Annotated in this window: 14 protein-coding genes; 9 read left to right on the forward strand and 5 right to left on the reverse strand. The window is 54.5% G+C overall.

Going from position 1 to position 16,304, the window contains the following annotated elements:
• Positions 1–269 precede the first annotated feature (269 nt).
• The 4 genes from AAC086_RS03370 (at position 270) to AAC086_RS03385 (ending at position 5,821) form a co-directional block, all read left to right on the forward strand.
• The gene (locus AAC086_RS03370; protein ID WP_339775282.1) at positions 270–1,277 is read left to right on the forward strand and encodes an ABC transporter permease; all 1,008 of its coding nucleotides are present in this window, start codon (positions 270–272) and stop codon (positions 1,275–1,277) included.
• Complete coding sequence (locus AAC086_RS03375) at positions 1,274–2,101, forward strand: ABC transporter permease (protein ID WP_339775285.1); 828 nt, start codon at positions 1,274–1,276, stop codon at positions 2,099–2,101. Before AAC086_RS03370 ends, AAC086_RS03375 begins: the two co-directional genes overlap by 4 nt.
• Positions 2,094–3,725, forward strand: coding sequence for an ABC transporter ATP-binding protein (locus AAC086_RS03380; RefSeq protein ID WP_339775288.1), 1,632 nt, complete (start codon positions 2,094–2,096; stop codon positions 3,723–3,725). The genes AAC086_RS03375 and AAC086_RS03380 overlap by 8 nt, the downstream gene beginning before the upstream one ends.
• 80 nt (positions 3,726–3,805) lie before the next feature.
• Positions 3,806–5,821, forward strand: a complete 2,016-nt coding sequence (locus tag AAC086_RS03385) for a CocE/NonD family hydrolase (RefSeq protein ID WP_339775291.1) — start codon at positions 3,806–3,808, stop codon at positions 5,819–5,821.
• Between the two features lie 119 nt (positions 5,822–5,940).
• Here the strand turns inward: AAC086_RS03385 and AAC086_RS03390 are convergent, their stop codons facing one another.
• On the reverse strand, positions 5,941–6,888 hold the full coding sequence (locus AAC086_RS03390; RefSeq protein ID WP_339775294.1) for an alpha/beta hydrolase: 948 nt from the start codon (positions 6,886–6,888) through the stop codon (positions 5,941–5,943).
• Between the two features lie 22 nt (positions 6,889–6,910).
• Positions 6,911–7,843, reverse strand: a complete 933-nt coding sequence (locus AAC086_RS03395) for an L-lactate dehydrogenase (protein WP_339775296.1) — start codon at positions 7,841–7,843, stop codon at positions 6,911–6,913.
• Positions 7,844–7,928: 85 nt separating this feature from the next.
• Here AAC086_RS03395 and AAC086_RS03400 point away from each other — a divergent pair, with 85 nt between their 5' ends.
• A complete protein-coding gene (locus AAC086_RS03400; RefSeq protein WP_339775299.1) occupies positions 7,929–8,315 on the forward strand; it encodes an ester cyclase in 387 nt (128 codons plus the stop codon).
• A gap of 149 nt (positions 8,316–8,464) precedes the next feature.
• On the opposite strand, the gene AAC086_RS03405 is transcribed toward AAC086_RS03400, so the two are convergent.
• Both AAC086_RS03405 and araD read right to left on the reverse strand, forming a co-directional pair.
• On the reverse strand, positions 8,465–9,187 hold the full coding sequence (locus tag AAC086_RS03405) for a ribonuclease activity regulator RraA (protein ID WP_339775302.1): 723 nt from the start codon (positions 9,185–9,187) through the stop codon (positions 8,465–8,467).
• Positions 9,188–9,206: 19 nt separating this feature from the next.
• Positions 9,207–10,949, reverse strand: a complete 1,743-nt coding sequence (gene araD / locus AAC086_RS03410; protein ID WP_339775305.1) for an L-arabinonate dehydratase — start codon at positions 10,947–10,949, stop codon at positions 9,207–9,209.
• A gap of 282 nt (positions 10,950–11,231) precedes the next feature.
• On the opposite strand from araD, the gene AAC086_RS03415 reads away from it, so the two are divergent.
• The 4 genes from AAC086_RS03415 to AAC086_RS03430 all read left to right on the forward strand — a co-directional run bounded on the left by AAC086_RS03415 (position 11,232) and on the right by AAC086_RS03430 (position 15,212).
• Positions 11,232–11,951 (forward strand): GntR family transcriptional regulator, encoded by a 720-nt coding sequence (locus tag AAC086_RS03415; RefSeq protein WP_339775308.1) that lies wholly within the window; start codon positions 11,232–11,234, stop codon positions 11,949–11,951.
• Positions 11,952–12,203: 252 nt separating this feature from the next.
• Positions 12,204–13,184, forward strand: coding sequence for a C4-dicarboxylate TRAP transporter substrate-binding protein (locus AAC086_RS03420; RefSeq protein WP_339775310.1), 981 nt, complete (start codon positions 12,204–12,206; stop codon positions 13,182–13,184).
• 202 nt (positions 13,185–13,386) lie between these two features.
• Positions 13,387–13,932 (forward strand): TRAP transporter small permease, encoded by a 546-nt coding sequence (locus tag AAC086_RS03425; protein ID WP_339775312.1) that lies wholly within the window; start codon positions 13,387–13,389, stop codon positions 13,930–13,932.
• A gap of 2 nt (positions 13,933–13,934) precedes the next feature.
• Positions 13,935–15,212: a TRAP transporter large permease gene (locus tag AAC086_RS03430; RefSeq protein WP_339775313.1), complete on the forward strand. Its 1,278-nt coding sequence runs from the start codon at positions 13,935–13,937 to the stop codon at positions 15,210–15,212.
• 66 nt (positions 15,213–15,278) lie between these two features.
• On the opposite strand, the gene AAC086_RS03435 is transcribed toward AAC086_RS03430, so the two are convergent.
• Positions 15,279–16,172, reverse strand: a complete 894-nt coding sequence (locus tag AAC086_RS03435) for a LysR family transcriptional regulator (RefSeq protein WP_339775316.1) — start codon at positions 16,170–16,172, stop codon at positions 15,279–15,281.
• Positions 16,173–16,304 lie beyond the last annotated feature (132 nt).

Genomic DNA, 16,304 nt, shown 5'->3' on the forward strand with positions numbered 1-16,304 from the left:
GATATTGTGAAGCATCAATTGATGTTTCGCAACCTGCCTGCGACCTGCCAGATATTCCTGGCAGGTCGATTAAACTGATTTTGCCGGACAGGAATTAACAACGGGCCGTTTTGCCAGCATTTTATGCCGTGCGACAGCATTCGTTGTACCATGCACATCATCGTTACGCGCCCCCCAATTCCGGCCGGGCCCACAACCGGCTGACCCGACGATAATATGCCTGATGCCCCGACTTTCTGGTCCGGCTCTCATCAAGGAGAGATCACCCCATGGATACAGCCATGGATGACGGCAAACCAAGCCGTCGCCGTTTGAAACAGCGTTATCCGCTAACGGTCCTGATCCTGCAAAGGCTGGGACTAAGTGCGGGTCTTTTGCTGGCCGTCTCGATTTTAATTTTTGGTGGCGTGGAAGCCTTGCCGGGAGATTTTGCCCAAACCTATCTGGGACAATCGGCCACTCCGCAAGCCATTGAAAACATTCGTTCCCAGCTGGGGCTGGAGCGCCCGATAACCACCCGTTATTTCGAATGGCTCGGTAATGCTGTTCAGGGTGACTTTGGCAAAAGCTGGGCCAGCGGCAATTCGGTTTCAGAACAAATCGGCAAACGTCTGGGCAATTCGCTGTTTTTAGCGTTTTGTGCAGCCATCATATCCGTGCCGCTGGCTGTGGGCCTTGGCATGCTTGCGGTCCATTTTCGCAATCGTATTCCCGACCGCATCATCAACATTGTTTCTCTGGCAGCGATTTCCCTGCCCGAGTTTTTTATCGGTTATCTGCTTATCCTGTTTTTTGCCGTTAAATTTGGCGTCGCCAGTTTCCCGGCCACCGTTTATGACGGCATGGCCTTTAGCGACCGCCTGGCTGCCATTGCCCTGCCTACGGCAACGCTGGTATTTGTGGTTCTGGCCCACATGATGCGCATGACGCGGGCCGCCATTATCAGTGTCATGTCATCTGCCTATATGGAAACCGCCGAACTTAAAGGTTTGGGGGCGTTTAAAATTATCATTAAACATGCCGCCCCCAATGCCATTGCCCCTATCGTCAATGTTGTCGCGTTGAACCTGGCCTATCTGGTGGTTGGCGTTGTCGTGGTTGAAGTGGTGTTTGTTTATCCCGGCATGGGCCAGTATATGGTCGATGCCGTAACCGTACGCGACATGCCGGTTGTGCAGGCCTGCGGCCTTATCTTTGCGGCTGTTTACATCCTGCTTAACATGGTTGCCGATCTGATCGCCATTATTGCCAACCCGAAACTGAGGCATCCGCGATGAGATTACGAGAAATTCCCATTACCGCCTGGATCGGCATTTTCGGCATTTTTCTGGTATTTTTCTGCGCCATCTTTGCCCCGCTGATCGCCCCGCACGGAGAACGCGAAATTGTCGGTGATATCTGGGTTGCCGCCAATGACCAGTTCCTGCTTGGTACCGATAATCTGGGCCGCGATCTTTTATCGCGCCTGATCTTTGGTGCGCGCACCACCTTGTTTGTCGCCCTTGCTGCCTCTGTTCTGTCGTTTTCAATCGGCATTTTTCTCAGCTTTACCGCCGCTGTATCGCGCGGCATCATTGATCAAACCCTGTCGCGGTTTAACGATTTGATGATGTCGATCCCGACACTGATCTTTGCACTGGTTGTTCTGGCCGTTTTGCCGCAAAGCCTGTGGATTCTGATCGTGGTGATGGCCGTCCTTGACTCCACCCGTGTCTATCGGCTGGGTCGGGCCGTGGCCCTTGACGTTGCCGTGATGGAGTTTGTCGAAGCCGCCAAACTGCGCGGCGAAGGCAAAATGTGGATTATTTTCCGCGAAATCCTGCCCAATACCTTAACCCCGCTTTTGGCCGAATTTGGCTTGCGGTTTGCGTTCTCGATCCTCTTTCTCTCCACCCTGTCGTTTCTGGGGCTGGGCATTCAGCCGCCCGCCGCCGATTGGGGCGGTATGGTCAAGGATAACAAGGATGGCATCATTTTTGGTATTTCGGCGGCCCTTATTCCCGGCGGCGCCATTGCGGCACTGGCAATTTGCGTCAACATGGTTGTTGACTGGCTTTTGAAACGAACGTCCAGCTTAAAGGGGGGCCGCGGGGATGGCTAATATGTTATCGGTACGCAATCTTAAAATCGGTGCCACCACCTATCCGCCCGGCGAAAACCCCAAGGATATCGAAATTGTTCATGGCATTTCATTTGATCTGGAACGGGGCAAAGTTCTGGGCCTGATCGGGGAATCCGGGGCGGGTAAATCGACCATTGGCCTTGCTGCACTGGCCTATGGCCGGGGTGGTGTACGCATCACCGGTGGTGAAGTCCTGCTGGACGGCGAAGACATATTGAAGGCCGGTAAAAAAGGCATTCGCCAAATTCGCGGGGCAAGGGTGTGTTATGTCGCCCAATCGGCGGCGGCGGCCTTTAACCCGGCGCATAAACTGGGCGATCAGGTGATTGAGGCCACCCTTGAACATGGCCTGATGACCCGCGACGAAGCCCATGAACGCGCCCTTTACCTGTTTAAAATTCTGGGTCTGCCCGACCCGGAAAATTTTGGCGACCGTTTTCCTCATCAGGTTTCCGGTGGGCAATTACAACGCGCGATGACGGCAATGGCACTTTGTTCCAACCCGGAACTGATTGTGTTTGACGAACCGACCACCGCCCTTGATGTCACCACCCAGATCGATGTTTTGGCTGCCATTAAAAATGCCATCGAGGAAACCGGCACCGCCGCCCTTTACATCACCCACGATCTTGCCGTCGTCGCCCAGATTTCCGATGACATCATGGTGCTGCGCCACGGGGAAACCGTGGAATATGGCAGTGTGCAACAAATTATTGAAAACCCGCAGCAAGACTATACCCGTGCGCTGATTTCGGTGCGCCAGACCAAACAGCGCGAGGCCAGAGACCAAACCAATGCCCTGCTGTCGGTGGATAATATCTCTGCATCCTATGGCAATGGTTTCAAGGTGTTGCACGATGTTTCGCTACACGTACCGCGCGGACAAACGCTGGCGGTTGTCGGTGAATCGGGTTCGGGTAAATCCACCCTTGCCCGCGTAATTACCGGGCTTTTACCGCCAACCGGGGGCACCATTACCTTTGGCGATGAAATCCTGCCACGTCACCGCAAAAAGCGCAGCCGTGACCATTTGCGCCGCATACAACTGATCTATCAAATGGCCGATACCGCCATGAACCCGCGCCAGACGGTGGGGCAAATTATTGGCCGCCCGCTGACATTCTATTTCGGCCTGCGCGGTAAAAAACGCACAGCACGGGTTCAGGAACTGCTTGACGAAATCGAAATGGGTGCAGGGTTTTATGATCGCTATCCCGCCGAACTTTCCGGCGGGCAAAAACAGCGTGTTGCCATTGCCCGTGCGCTGGCGGCCGAACCTGAATTGATCCTGTGTGACGAACCAACATCGGCGCTGGACCCGCTGGTGGCAGAAGGCATTCTTGATTTGCTGATGCGATTACAGGCGGAAACCAAGGTTTCGTATCTGTTCATCACCCACGACATTGCCATTGTGCGCGCCATTGCCGATTCAGTTGCCGTCATGTTGCAAGGCAAACTGGTTGATTTTGGACCGCGTTCCAGCGTGTTGTCGCCGCCGTTCGACGATTACACCGATCTTTTGTTAAAATCGGTGCCGGAAATGGAACTGGGCTGGCTGGAAAAAGTCCTGTCAAACCGCCGCATGGAAAGTGCTGGCAACTAGGTTTTAACATGTCATACACTGCCCGGGCTGTGTCCGGGCGGTGCTTTTATGTGCCGCCGTCCCCCAGGATTGGATAAACAATGACCAACGCCCCTTATTCCGTCATTGAAAACAAATGGATCACGTTAAAAGACGGCACCCGTCTTGCCGCGCGCATCTGGATGCCAGACAGTGCCGATTTATCCCCCGTTCCCGCCGTGCTGGAATTTTTGCCCTACCGCAAACGCGACGGCACCCGCCCGCGCGATGAATCGACCTATCCGGTATTTGCCCGCGCAGGCATTGCCGGGCTGCGGGTTGATATTCGCGGCTCGGGGGAATCCGATGGCGTGATTGACGGCGAATACACCCCGCTTGAACTTGCCAATGCCTGCGAAATCATTGCCTGGATCGCCGATCAGGCCTGGTGCAATGGCTCCGTCGGCATGATGGGCATTTCATGGGGCGGGTTTAACTGTTTGCAGGTCGCGGCCCTGCAACCGCCTGCCCTGAAGGCTGTCATCTCGATTGCCTCGACGGTGGATCGTTATAACGATGATATTCATTATAAGAATGGCTGCCAACTGGCCGCACAGCTTTCATGGGCGGCCACCATGCTGGCCTATCAGTCCCGCTCGCCCGACCCCGATCTGGTCGGTGATCGCTGGCGCGCGATGTGGATGGAACGCCTGGAAAACGAACCGTTTTTCATGGAAGAATGGCTGGGCCACCAACAGCGCGACGATTTTTGGAAACATGCCTCGATCTGCGAGGATTTTGAGGCTGTTAAAATTCCGTCCATGGTGATGGCCGGTTGGGCCGATGGCTATCGCAACACCCCCCTTCGTGCCGTTGAAGGCATGCCGGACCGGGCCAAGGCCCTGATCGGCCCCTGGGTGCATAAATATCCGCATTTTGCCTGGCCCAAACCCCGCGCCGATTTTCACGGTGAAGCCATTCGCTGGTGGGATAAATGGCTGCGCAATATCGATAACGGTGCCGAAACGGTGCCGCAAATGCGCGCCTATATCCTTGATGCGGTTAAACCCGCCCCACGGCGCGACCATGATGCTGGCTTCTGGGTTGCCAAAAACATCTGGCAAACCCCGGAAATGGCCCATTTCACGGTTAGAAATGAACGGCTGGTGGCGCAAGACGACACATTCCCGGGCGATAAAGGTGCCAGCGTCAATGTCTTTGTGAAATCGCCACTTGATACCGGCACGGCGGCGGGCGAATATTTCACCTTGAAACCCGATGCCGAAATGGCGATTGACCAGCGCAGCGACGATGCCGGGTCTTTATGCTTTGACAGCACAGCATTGCAACAAGATATCGACTTGCTGGGGCGCCCCGAAATTACCCTTGCGCTTGGCTGCGATGCCGATTGGGCCAATCTGTGCGCCCGGCTGGTCGATGTGCACCCCGATGGCACCGCAACCCGCATTTCATTTGGCGTGTTAAACCTTGCCCATCGCGACCCTGCGGGTAACTATAACGCCCCCGGACCCATGCCAAAGGGCGAAAAGGTTTCGATGACACTGGTGTTTGATGCCTGCGGGTATCGCCTGCGTGCCGGGCACAAATTGCGCCTTGCCCTGTCGACCGCCTATTGGCCCATGATCCTGCCGGACCCGTTTAATGCCGGACTGACCATTGATACCGCTAGCATCGATCTGTCGCTGCCCCTGTTGGGTGACCACGACAGGATCGATATGCCGGAACCCGAAAATCCTGATCCCTTGCCGACCTATATCGAACATCGCCCGGCCTCCACCCGGCGCGAGGTTCGGCGCAACCTGACACAAAATAAAACAGATTATTGCATTACCGAAGATACCGGGCTGTTTGAACATCCCGACACAGGCCTTTCCACCCGCCAGATCCGCGATGAAACATGGACCATCACGCTTGATGATCCCTCATCCATGCGCGGCCATGCCGTTTGGACCTGCGACATGGAACGGCCTGGCTGGTTTACCCGCACGGTGTGCACCGCCACACTGACCTGCACCAAAACCGACTGGCACGTCACCGCCAGCGTCACGGCGGTAGAACAGGACAAACAAATCTACGAAAAAACCTGGAACCGCACCATTCCGCGCAATTTCATGTAACGACACGCACAAACGGCCCGCAAACCACATTGCAGGCCGTTTGTTTTATGCCAGATTTTGCCGGTGGGCAGACCGCGCAAACACCCTGATCGCACCATCCAAAATCGCCTGAACAGCGGTTATTCACAAAATCCGGCAATGGCCTGGCACATATGATCAAAGCCAATTCGTGCGCCCGCGCTCATATGCCGGGCGCGCAACCAGCCATGCACCATTTGCGGTTCTTCCCGGTAGGTTACATTCACCCCGGCTTGTGCCAATCGGGCGGCATAGCTCCGCCCGTCATCGCGCAGCGGGTCAAAAAAGGCCGAACTGATATAGGCAGGCGGTATATTTGTTAAATCCGTCGCACACAGGGGGTTTGCCACCGCATCATCGTCGGGTGCTGCCAGAATATCGCGATAATAAAGCACATCCTGTGTGGTCAAACCCGGCGCATTCGCCATTTCAACATAGGACCCACGCAAAACATCACCGCCCAGTGCCGGGTAAATCAAAACCTGCCCGGCAATGGCCCCGGTCCCGGTTAAACCGGCCTTGCACGCGCGCACCATTAACCCGGCCGCCAGATTGGCCCCGGCACTGTCGCCAATCACCACCACCCGGTGACCCTTGGCAACCAGATGGCTTAACACCGCAAATCCATCATCCGACGCCGCGGGCCAAATATGTTCGGGGGCCAACCGATACTCCACCGCCACCAGTTCCGCGCCCGCATCATCGGCAATTTCGGCACAAATGGCATGGTGGCTATCGCGCGATCCGACAACAAAACCACCGCCATGCAAATACAGCAACCAGCATTTGCTATGGTGCCGGGCCGGGTGAAAATAGCGCACCGGCACGCCCTCTATGGTGCCATCTTCAAATGTCAGCCCTTCGGGGTCGGCAGGGCTGAAACGGGCGCAAAGGGCATCGTACCACGCACGTTGTTGTGCAATCGATGCACTTACCGCATCGGGCGGATAAAAGGCATCGGTTTTTTTCTGAAATGCCAGAATACCTTCGTCCTGTGGCATCGGCGATGATACCGCGTTTTTCGCACAATCCTGCAATGGCTCGGTCATGGGTTTCCGTTACGCATAAAGGTTAAAGTTTCACGGCTTCGATGGTTGTTTTGAGCAAACTTGCACTGCGATGCAAGGCCTCGTTTTCGGGCGCATCAAGGGTGGGCATCATATCGGCACTTACCCCGCATGCCCCCACCACACGCGGGATCGACAGGGCAACATCATCCACCCCGGCGACATGTGCTGTCACAATTGAAACCGACAAAACATCGCGCTGGTCCTGCGCAATTGACTTCACAATGCGCGCCAACCCCGCGCCAATCCCGTAATAGGTCGCCCCTTTACCATTAATGATTTTATAGGCGGCATTGCGCACGCCATCGTCAATTTTGACCTTCACCTCATCGGTTAACGGCAAACCCATCTGGGCAGCAAACGATAATAACGGTTCCGACCCCGCGCGCGCATTCGACCAGGCCAAAACTTCGCTATCGCCATGTTCGCCCAACACATAGGCATGTACCGATTGCGGCGAAATTCGCAAATGCCGCTCCAGCAAACTGCGAAACCGGGCGGTGTCCAAAATAGTCCCCGACCCAATCACCCGCCCGACGGGCAAACCCGACAAACGCACGGTAATCTGCGTCATGATATCAACCGGGTTTGATGCGACCAGTAAAATGGCCTCAGGTGCCACGCGTAAAACCTCGCCCACCACGTCGCGAAAAACAGCGGCATTCCGGCCCAAAAGCTCCAACCGGCTTTCGCCGGGTTTCTGACTGACCCCGGCTGCCAAAATCACCACCGATGCGCCTTTTAAATCGGCATAATCTCCGGCATAAACCATGCAGGACGACATAAACGGCACGGCATGGGAAATATCCTCGGCCTGCGCGCGGGCCAGGTCTGCATTACGATCAACAAAAATCACCGAACTGGCAATGCCCGTCAGGGCAATGGCATATCCCGCCGAACTTCCAACCATTCCGGCACCAACAATGCCAACTTTCATATTTATGTCTCCGGTTGATTTGTGTCTGCACTTATCCTGGCATAAAATAGGGGCAGTTGCACGGTACCGAAACAAGGATACGCAAATGACCCAAGCCGATCTCGCCACCCTGTATCACCGCTATATTGACTGCCTGAACAATCAGGACTGGGATAATCTCGGGCACTATGTCCATCCCGATGCCTCACATAACGGGCGCAAACTGGGTGTTGCCGGATATCGGGCGATGCTGGAAAACGATTATCTACAAATCCCGGATCTGAGATTTAACATCGAAATGCTAAGCTGGGATGCCCCGTTGGTCGCCAGCAGACTGATGTTTGACTGCACACCAAAGGGTCTTTTCCTTGGCCTTAACATCAATGGTAAAAAGATAAAATTCGCCGAAAACGTCTTTTACGAATTTCGCGATGGCAAAATCATCAATGTCTGGTCGGTTCTCGACAAGGTCGCAATCGAAGCCCAGCTTTAAGGCCCGTTTTCGTGAAATTTGGTTGCAAACGCGGCTTATTCACGATTTTCGATACCGCCTCGGCATCGCAACGCCTCGGCCTGTTCAAATCAAAACACCCCGCACATAACATGTACGGGGTGCCTGTTCGCAATCGGTTTGGCTAAACATTAGCGGCCGTTTTTCTCGCGCCAGATTTGGAAATCAACCAAGGTTTGCGGGTTGGTTGCCGGGTACAGCCCGACAATGGTTTTGCCGGCCAAAACCTGCTCGGTCACAAAATCTTCAAACGCGGTCATTTCAACGGCTTCATCGGCGATTTCCCCGGCAATTTCCGCCGGAACAATAATTACGCCTTCGCGGTCGCCCACCACAACGTCACCCGGAAAAACCGCAACATCGCCACAGCCAATCGGTACATTGATATCAAGCGCCTGATGCAATGTCAGGTTGGTCGGTGCGGACGGGCGGTTGTGATAGGCCGGAATGGCAAGCTGGGCAATTTCAGGTGAATCGCGAAACCCGCCATCGGTAACAATCCCTGCCACACCACGCACCATCAGGCGCGATACCAAAATGGACCCTGCCGATGCCGCGCGGGCATCCTTGCGGCTGTCGATCACCATTACCGCCCCTGCCGGGCATTGCTCCACCGCAACCCTTTGCGGATGTTGCGGGTTTTGAAACACGGTAATCGGGTTTAAATCCTCGCGCGCGGGGATATAGCGCAGCGTATAGGCCTCGCCCACCATATTGGGGCCATCAGCCTTTAACGGGTGCACATCCTGAATAAACTGGTTGCGCAAACCACGTTTGAACAGGGCAGTACACAGGGTGGCCGTGCTGACCTGCATGTATTTTGCGCGGGTTTCTGCACTTAGTTTGGTGGTCATGTATGGATGCTCCGCCAGATCAGTAAATATCGGGTTCGCCAGCCGTGGGGCCGAAACCGGTTTCAAGAAAATCAAAATCGCAGCCATCATTGGCCTGTTTGACGTGGCGGCCAAACATCCAGCCATACCCACGCGCAAAGGCCGGTTCGGGTTTTTTCCATTCGGCCCGGCGTTTGGCCAGTTCTTCGTCCGATACCTGCATTTCAATGGTGCGATCGGGAATACTCACCCGGATCATATCGCCGGTTCTAACCAGAGCCAACGGCCCGCCAATGACGGCTTCGGGGGCCGCATGCAACATGCAGGCCCCGTAAGACGTACCGCTCATGCGGGCATCGGAAAGACGCAACATATCGCGCACCCCCTGTTTCACCAGCTTGGTCGGGATCGGCAACATGCCCCATTCCGGCATGCCCGGCCCGCCCAGCGGCCCAACATTGCGCAACACCATAATATGGTCTGCCGTTACATCCAGGTTTTCGTCATCAATCGCCGCCTTCATTTCCGGGTAGCTGTCAAACACCAGGGCAGGACCAACATGTTCGTAATATTTCGGATCACAGGCCGATGGTTTGATCACACAGCCATCCGGTGCCAGATTGCCCCGCAGCACGGCCAGCGACCCTTCCTTGTATATCGGGTTCGATAGCGGGCGGATGACATCTTCGTTATGTACCTTCGCCCCTTCCAGCGTTTCACCCAACGGCACACCCGTTACGGTCTGACAGGTTAAATCCAGCTTGGGGGCAAGCTGGCTCATCAGGGCGCGCAGCCCCCCGGCATAATAAAAATCTTCCATCAGATATTTATCACCGGTCGGGCGAATATTGGCGATCACGGGTGTTGTCCGACTTAACCGGTCAAAATCGTTTAAATCCAGGTTCACCCCGGCCCGGCGCGCCATCGCAATCAGATGGATCACCGCATTGGTCGAACAGCCGGTCGCCATCGCTACCGTTACCGCATTTTCCACCGATGCTGCGGTAATAACCTGATCCGGGCGCAAATCTTCCCACACCATGTTTACAATACGCCGTCCCGATGCCGTGCACATGCGAATATGGTTGGAATCCGCCGCCGGGATCGAGGTTGCGCCGGGCAACGTCATACCCAGTGCCTCGGCAATCGCAGTCATGGTGCTGGCCGTGCCCATGGTCATGCAATGACCGTAAGAGCGCGCAATGCCGCCTTCAATACCCTGCCATTCCTCGTCCGAAATGTTACCTGCCCGGCGTTCATCCCAATATTTCCATGCGTCAGACCCACTGCCCAGCACATTGCCATGCCAGTTGCCGCGCAACATTGGCCCGGCGGGCACATAGATGGTTGGCAACCCCATGCTGACCGCGCCCATGATCAAACCCGGTGTGGTTTTGTCGCACCCGCCCATCAGCACAACGCCATCAACCGGGTGGGAACGCAAAAGTTCCTCGGTCTCCATCGCCAGCATGTTGCGATACAGCATCGTGGTCGGCTTGACGTAACTTTCAGATAGCGAAATGGCCGGTAATTCCATCGGAAAACCACCCGCCTCGGTAATACCACGGCGTATATCATCAACCCGGAATTTGAAATGTGCATGGCATGGATTGGCATCCGACCAGGTATTGATAATGGCAATTTGCGGTTTGCCCTCCCAGTCTTCCGGGCCCAGGCCCATTTGCATGGCGCGTGAACGATGCCCGAAAGACCGCAAATCATCGGGGGCGAACCACCGTGCGCTGCGAAGGTCTTCGGCTTTGATCGTCTTCTTGTTTGTCATGAATTCCTCGGAACGGTGGTCGATAATCATGTGGTCAGCATTTAATCCCGGTAGCACTTGCAAAACCCGGCTTTCCCTGCCGCTTCAGCGGTCTCCGGATGATCAAACCCGAAGAGGAACTGATACGCCAGATAGCCCGAACACGGGTGAGAGTACGAAATATCGCGAATTTCCCGCGCCTGCCCTGAGGATTTTTTTGCCTGTGCCTGAATAGTAAAATATTAGTATTGCCTATGCAAGCCATATTGTACGATAAGAGGAAGTGGCATAGGAAAGAGCACGATGAGACAAAAAATAACCAGCGGCATCCCCGAGGGAAGCCTCGACACAACACCCTTTCAGATCAGCCGGAACCGACCGGTCGCGCTGCAAGTCTATGAAGATTTGCGCGACAGGATTGTCTCGCTTGATTTGCGCCCGGGCTACAGCCTGTCGCGTGCGGTGCTGGCCGATTTTTATGGCGTCAGCCAGACCCCGGTGCGCGAGGCCTTTTTAAAACTGGAAAAGGACGGACTTGTCGAAGTCTTTCCGCAGTCAAAAACCCTGATTGCCCCGATCAGCATCCACAAGGTTAAATCAACCCACTTCCTGCGAACATCCCTGGAACTTGAAGTGGCCCATAACCTGGCCCTGGCAATAGACAAGGTTAAAATCGCCCCGGCGGAAAAAATCCTGTCTGAACAACGCCTCAACAGCACGGATACAGCCGCCTTTTCCCGCCTTGACAGCGCCTTTCACCGCGCCCTGTTTATCGCAGCCGGATACGAGGATTTGTGGGAGGTTGTGCGCGAACATAGCGGCCATCTCGACCGGGTTCGTCGCTTGCAATTGCCCACACCGGGCAAGATCGAACGGGTAATATTCCAGCACGGCAAAATCCTCGATGCCGTTCGCGCATCTGATCTGCAAACTGTCGAATCCCATGTCCGCGACCATCTTTCCGGTTCGCTCAACGAACTCGACACAATCATTCAAAACAACCGGGAAATGTTTGGCGCCTGATCTGCGCCAATGCTTACCTGTAACCGGTGCATTCGCAGTGTTGCGGCAACGCGATTAACATCAAAAAACACAGGCAGCGCATTTGCCGTACCCACCCCGCCGCCCCGGACGGCTTCCGGAACAGGGCGGGGAAAATCCTGCCAAATGCCGGAAGCACATCTTTTAGCCCGCTGTTAATTGACACTGATATATTAGTATGCTATCTGACAAACAAGGCTGGCATTTATAGCTGGCATATTCAGGGAGGAAAAAATGAAGATTTCACGTTTGACGACTTTCATCGTCTCGGGCGTTGCCGGTATGACCATGGCAATGACCGCACATGCCGCCGATTATACCCTTAGTGTTAACACTGCCCTTGCGACCAGCGACCCGCTTTACAAGGGCCTTGAAGCCTTTGTTAAAAACGTTGACGAACGCACCAAAGGCCAGATCAAGGTAACGCTGTTTCCCAATTCGCAGCTTGGCCCGGATGAAGACGTCCTTGAACAGGCCCGCGCCGGTGCCCCGGTTGCCGTTATTGTCGATGGGGGCCGCCTTGCCGTTTTTGAAAAAGAATTCGGCATTCTTGGCGCCCCGTATCTGGCACAGGGGTATGATGGCATTCGCAAGGTTGTGACATCCGACCTGTTTGAAACCTGGGTGCAAAAACTGCGCAAGGCATCGGGCCATCAGGTTTTGTCGTTTAACTGGTGGCAGGGCGAACGCCATTTGCTGACCAAAAAGCCGATTACCAAACCTGCCGACCTTAATGGGCTGGTTTTGCGCACACCAGGCGCACCGGTCTGGATCGAAACTGTCAAGGCGATGGGCGCAACACCGACCCCGATGCCTTTCTCCGACGTATACAGCGCCCTGCAACTTGGCACAATTGACGGCACCGAAGCCCAGCTTCCCGCTGTTATCGGCGCCAACCTTCAGGAAGTGATCACGCATATCACCAAAACAGGCCATATCAACCTGATCACCGGGCTGGTTACCAGCGCCGCCTGGTTTGACAGCCTGCCGCAAGATTTGCAGAAAATCCTGCGCGAAGAATCACTTAAAGCAGGCGATATTGCATCTTATGGCACCCGCGATGCGTTGGCATCCATCGAACAGCAGCTTAAAGATGACGGTGTCGACGTTTCCGAAATCGACACCACCCCGTTCAAGGAAGCCACCAAAGGCGTTTATGACAAACTTGGTTATGGCGAACTGCACAAGCAGGTTGACAAAATCCTGAACAATTAAGCCATTTGGCAAAAGACGGGCCGTTTTAAGCGCCCGTCTTTTGTCGTATCGCACCGGTATATTTGTCAGACAAAAACCCGCACACCCACGCTTCAGTGTTGCCCACAGCATTGCGGCACGCCGTTTTTACACATCATTTCACCCATCCCACCATCGATCCATGGCGCTTATGCGCGTCCAAGCCAAGGGAGGAAAACCGGGCATGAAAAAACGTCTGGCTCAGGCCGAGTTTGCACTGGTTTCCGCAATATTCATCGCCATTGTCATGCTGGTTTTTGTCGCCTCCATCATGCGGACCTTTGGCCACCCTGTCATGTGGTCGGTCGATATGGCGCAATTGCTGTTTATCTGGCTGTGTTTTTTTGGAGCCATTCGGGCCATGCGCCAGCGCGGCCATCTTGGCGTTGACCTGTTTGTTCGTCTCGCCCCGCACCGCTATCGCCTGATCATTGAAACCGCCGTTGGATTAATTTTTTGTGCCATGCTGGCCGTGCTGGCGGTCGAGGGTTACGACCTGACGATCCTTAACAAACAACGCCAATTTGGCGATTCCGGCATTTCCTATGCCTTTGTCACCATTGCCGTGCCTGTCGGGTCGGTCATTTTGGGGGGCACCATCATTTACAATATTATTGATGCATGGCGGCACCGCCGGGCCGAGCAGATCCTTGTTTATTCGCTGCCCGAAGAAAGCTCCGAAAGCATCCCGCCGGTAACAACATCTCCCACGACCAAGCAGGACATCTGACCATGTTGTTGATCGGTTCCATCTTTCTGTTTTTCCTGATCATTGGTGCCCCGGTGGCCTTTGCCATTGGCTTGTCCGGGTTTACCTTTTTTGTCACATCCGATGTCATGCCGCTGTCAATTGGTGTGCAAAAAATTGCCGCTGTGTCGCAAAGTTTCCCGTTGCTGGCCGTGCCGTTCTTCGTGCTGGCCGGTCATTTAATGAATGAAAGCGGCATCACCGACCGCCTGTTCAAATTTTCCAACATCGCCGTTTCGTGGATGGCCGGTGGTCTGGCCCAGGTTTCCATCATCCTGTCGACCTTGATGGGCGGCATTTCAGGCTCTGCCGTGGCCGATGCCGCCATGGAAGCCCGCGTTATTGGCCCCAAAATGATCGAAAACGGTTATTCCAAAGGCTTTTCAGCCGCCGTTATCGCGCTAAGCTCGCTGATTACGGCCACCATCCCGCCTTCCATCGGGCTGATCCTGTATGGCTATGTTGGCAATGTCTCGATCGGGCGGCTGTTTCTGGCCGGGATCATTCCCGGTGTGCTAATGATGATTGTGTTGATGGTTACGGCCTATATCATCGCCAAAAAGCGCAATTACGTTGCCAAAGACGCCCGCAAACCCACCGTGCGCGAACTGGCCGTGGCATTTTGGGAAGCAAAATGGGCATTGCTGTTTCCGGTTTTGCTGATCATTACCATCCGTGGCGGGTTGTTTACCCCCTCCGAGGTTGGCTCCTTTGCGGTGGTTTACGCCGTTTTTGTGGGTATTTTCAGCCACCGCGAACTTGGCTTTACCGATATTAAACGCGCACTTGCCGATGCGATTTCCGATATTGGCATGATCATGCTGATCATTTTAATGTCGGGCATGGTCGGTTTTGCGATTACGTTTTTGCAGGTTCCGCAAACTGTTTCCAGTGCCCTGTTGTCGGGGTTAAGCAACCCCACTGCGATTGTTGCCGCGATTTTGGGTATTCTGTTTGTCGCCGGGCTGTTTGTTGAAAGCACGGTTCTGGTATTGTTGCTGACGCCAATTTTTGTGCCCATCATTAAACAACTTGGCGTTGATCCGGTTCATTTCGGCATTCTGATGATGACGCTGGTCACACTGGGTTCAATGACCCCGCCCGTCGGTGTTGCCATGTATACCGTCTGTGCGATCATGAATGTCCGGGTTGAACATTACGTGCGGGAATCCCTGCCATTTCTGGCCGCGATCCTGCTGCTGGTTTTTGCCCTGCTGATGTTGCCCGATCTGGTTCTGTTTTTACCAAGACTGGCATTTTAACCCTCGTCACTGCACCGTGCCCCCCTAAACCCTTGCCATTTCGATGGCAGGGGTTTTGTTTGCGCCTTATCTTTGTGCCAACAAGCCGCGCAGTGCATCGGAAAAAAGGCGAATGGCGTTCCGGTTCCCGGTCGAGGATAAGGTCACAGCCCAGATATCAAAGTTTATCGCTGGCTCCAGATCGATGCAGACAATGTCGGTTTGCAACAAGGATCGGGCCGTGAATTCGTCAATGATGGCAGATCGTTTCAAAATCTGCGCCATCGGTGGCACGGCTTCCAGCGAATTGCAGGTCACAGCCCCGGCCATGCTCAACCCGCGCGTTCTCAGGGCTTCTTCAAGGACATTGCCAATCGGCCCGCGTGCGGTGGTGTCCACCATCGGATAGTCAAAAACCTGTTCCAGGGTCACCTGGCGTTTTTGGGCAAGCGGGTTTTCACGCGGCACAATCGCTTTTAATTTTCCCCGCCCCAAAAGGGTAAATTCCTCATCGCGCATCGTTACCCGCCCGGCCATAATCCCAAGATCAATCAGCCCGGCATGCAGCAATTCAAGTTGATGGGCAGACTTGCTGATGTCCACAATCAGGCGCAATTGCGGCATTTTTTGCATCAGACTGGCACAGGCCTGCGGTACGAAATAGTTCATCAAAAGACCAATCGACATCACAGACAGCTTGCCGCCCACCCCTTTCTTAAGGGCTTCGATCCGGCCCTCAAGCTGGCCAATACCGTCTTGTAAAAACCGGCTTTCGCTATAAATGGCATCGGCATCGGCTGTCTGAAGGATACGACCGCGTTCCAAAACAAACAATGTCAGCCCCGATGCCGCCTCGAAATCACGCAAATGCTTGCTGACCGTCGGCTGTGACAGGCCCAGTGCTCGTGCAGCCGCACTGATCGAATTACGTTCATAAACCTCGCAAAATACCTGCAATCGCTGAAGCGTTATTCCGCGCATAAGGGCCTCCGTATCGTATTATCGCGTCCTTAATCCATAGTATATAGCTATGGATGAAATAAAAGTTTTCTATTTCCTAACCCGAAAAATCGCTCCAGTCTTGTTGCCAATAAAAAACAGAAAGGGGAATAG

The sequence above is a fragment of the uncultured Thalassospira sp. genome (assembly GCF_963976115.1).
GTDB lineage: Bacteria > Pseudomonadota > Alphaproteobacteria > Rhodospirillales > Thalassospiraceae > Thalassospira.

Excerpts from the sequence above, each read along its gene's own strand:
- AAC086_RS03370 (WP_339775282.1), top strand. The coding sequence starts at position 270 with ATGGATACAGCCATGGATGACGGCAAACCAAGCCGTCGCCGTTTGAAA.
- AAC086_RS03375 (WP_339775285.1), top strand. The coding sequence starts at position 1,274 with ATGAGATTACGAGAAATTCCCATTACCGCCTGGATCGGCATTTTCGGC.
- AAC086_RS03380 (WP_339775288.1), top strand. The coding sequence starts at position 2,094 with ATGGCTAATATGTTATCGGTACGCAATCTTAAAATCGGTGCCACCACC.
- AAC086_RS03385 (WP_339775291.1), top strand. The coding sequence starts at position 3,806 with ATGACCAACGCCCCTTATTCCGTCATTGAAAACAAATGGATCACGTTA.
- AAC086_RS03390 (WP_339775294.1), bottom strand. The coding sequence starts at position 6,888 with ATGACCGAGCCATTGCAGGATTGTGCGAAAAACGCGGTATCATCGCCG.
- AAC086_RS03395 (WP_339775296.1), bottom strand. The coding sequence starts at position 7,843 with ATGAAAGTTGGCATTGTTGGTGCCGGAATGGTTGGAAGTTCGGCGGGA.
- AAC086_RS03400 (WP_339775299.1), top strand. The coding sequence starts at position 7,929 with ATGACCCAAGCCGATCTCGCCACCCTGTATCACCGCTATATTGACTGC.
- AAC086_RS03405 (WP_339775302.1), bottom strand. The coding sequence starts at position 9,187 with ATGACCACCAAACTAAGTGCAGAAACCCGCGCAAAATACATGCAGGTC.
- araD (WP_339775305.1), bottom strand. The coding sequence starts at position 10,949 with ATGACAAACAAGAAGACGATCAAAGCCGAAGACCTTCGCAGCGCACGG.
- AAC086_RS03415 (WP_339775308.1), top strand. The coding sequence starts at position 11,232 with ATGAGACAAAAAATAACCAGCGGCATCCCCGAGGGAAGCCTCGACACA.
- AAC086_RS03420 (WP_339775310.1), top strand. The coding sequence starts at position 12,204 with ATGAAGATTTCACGTTTGACGACTTTCATCGTCTCGGGCGTTGCCGGT.
- AAC086_RS03425 (WP_339775312.1), top strand. The coding sequence starts at position 13,387 with ATGAAAAAACGTCTGGCTCAGGCCGAGTTTGCACTGGTTTCCGCAATA.
- AAC086_RS03430 (WP_339775313.1), top strand. The coding sequence starts at position 13,935 with ATGTTGTTGATCGGTTCCATCTTTCTGTTTTTCCTGATCATTGGTGCC.
- AAC086_RS03435 (WP_339775316.1), bottom strand. The coding sequence starts at position 16,172 with ATGCGCGGAATAACGCTTCAGCGATTGCAGGTATTTTGCGAGGTTTAT.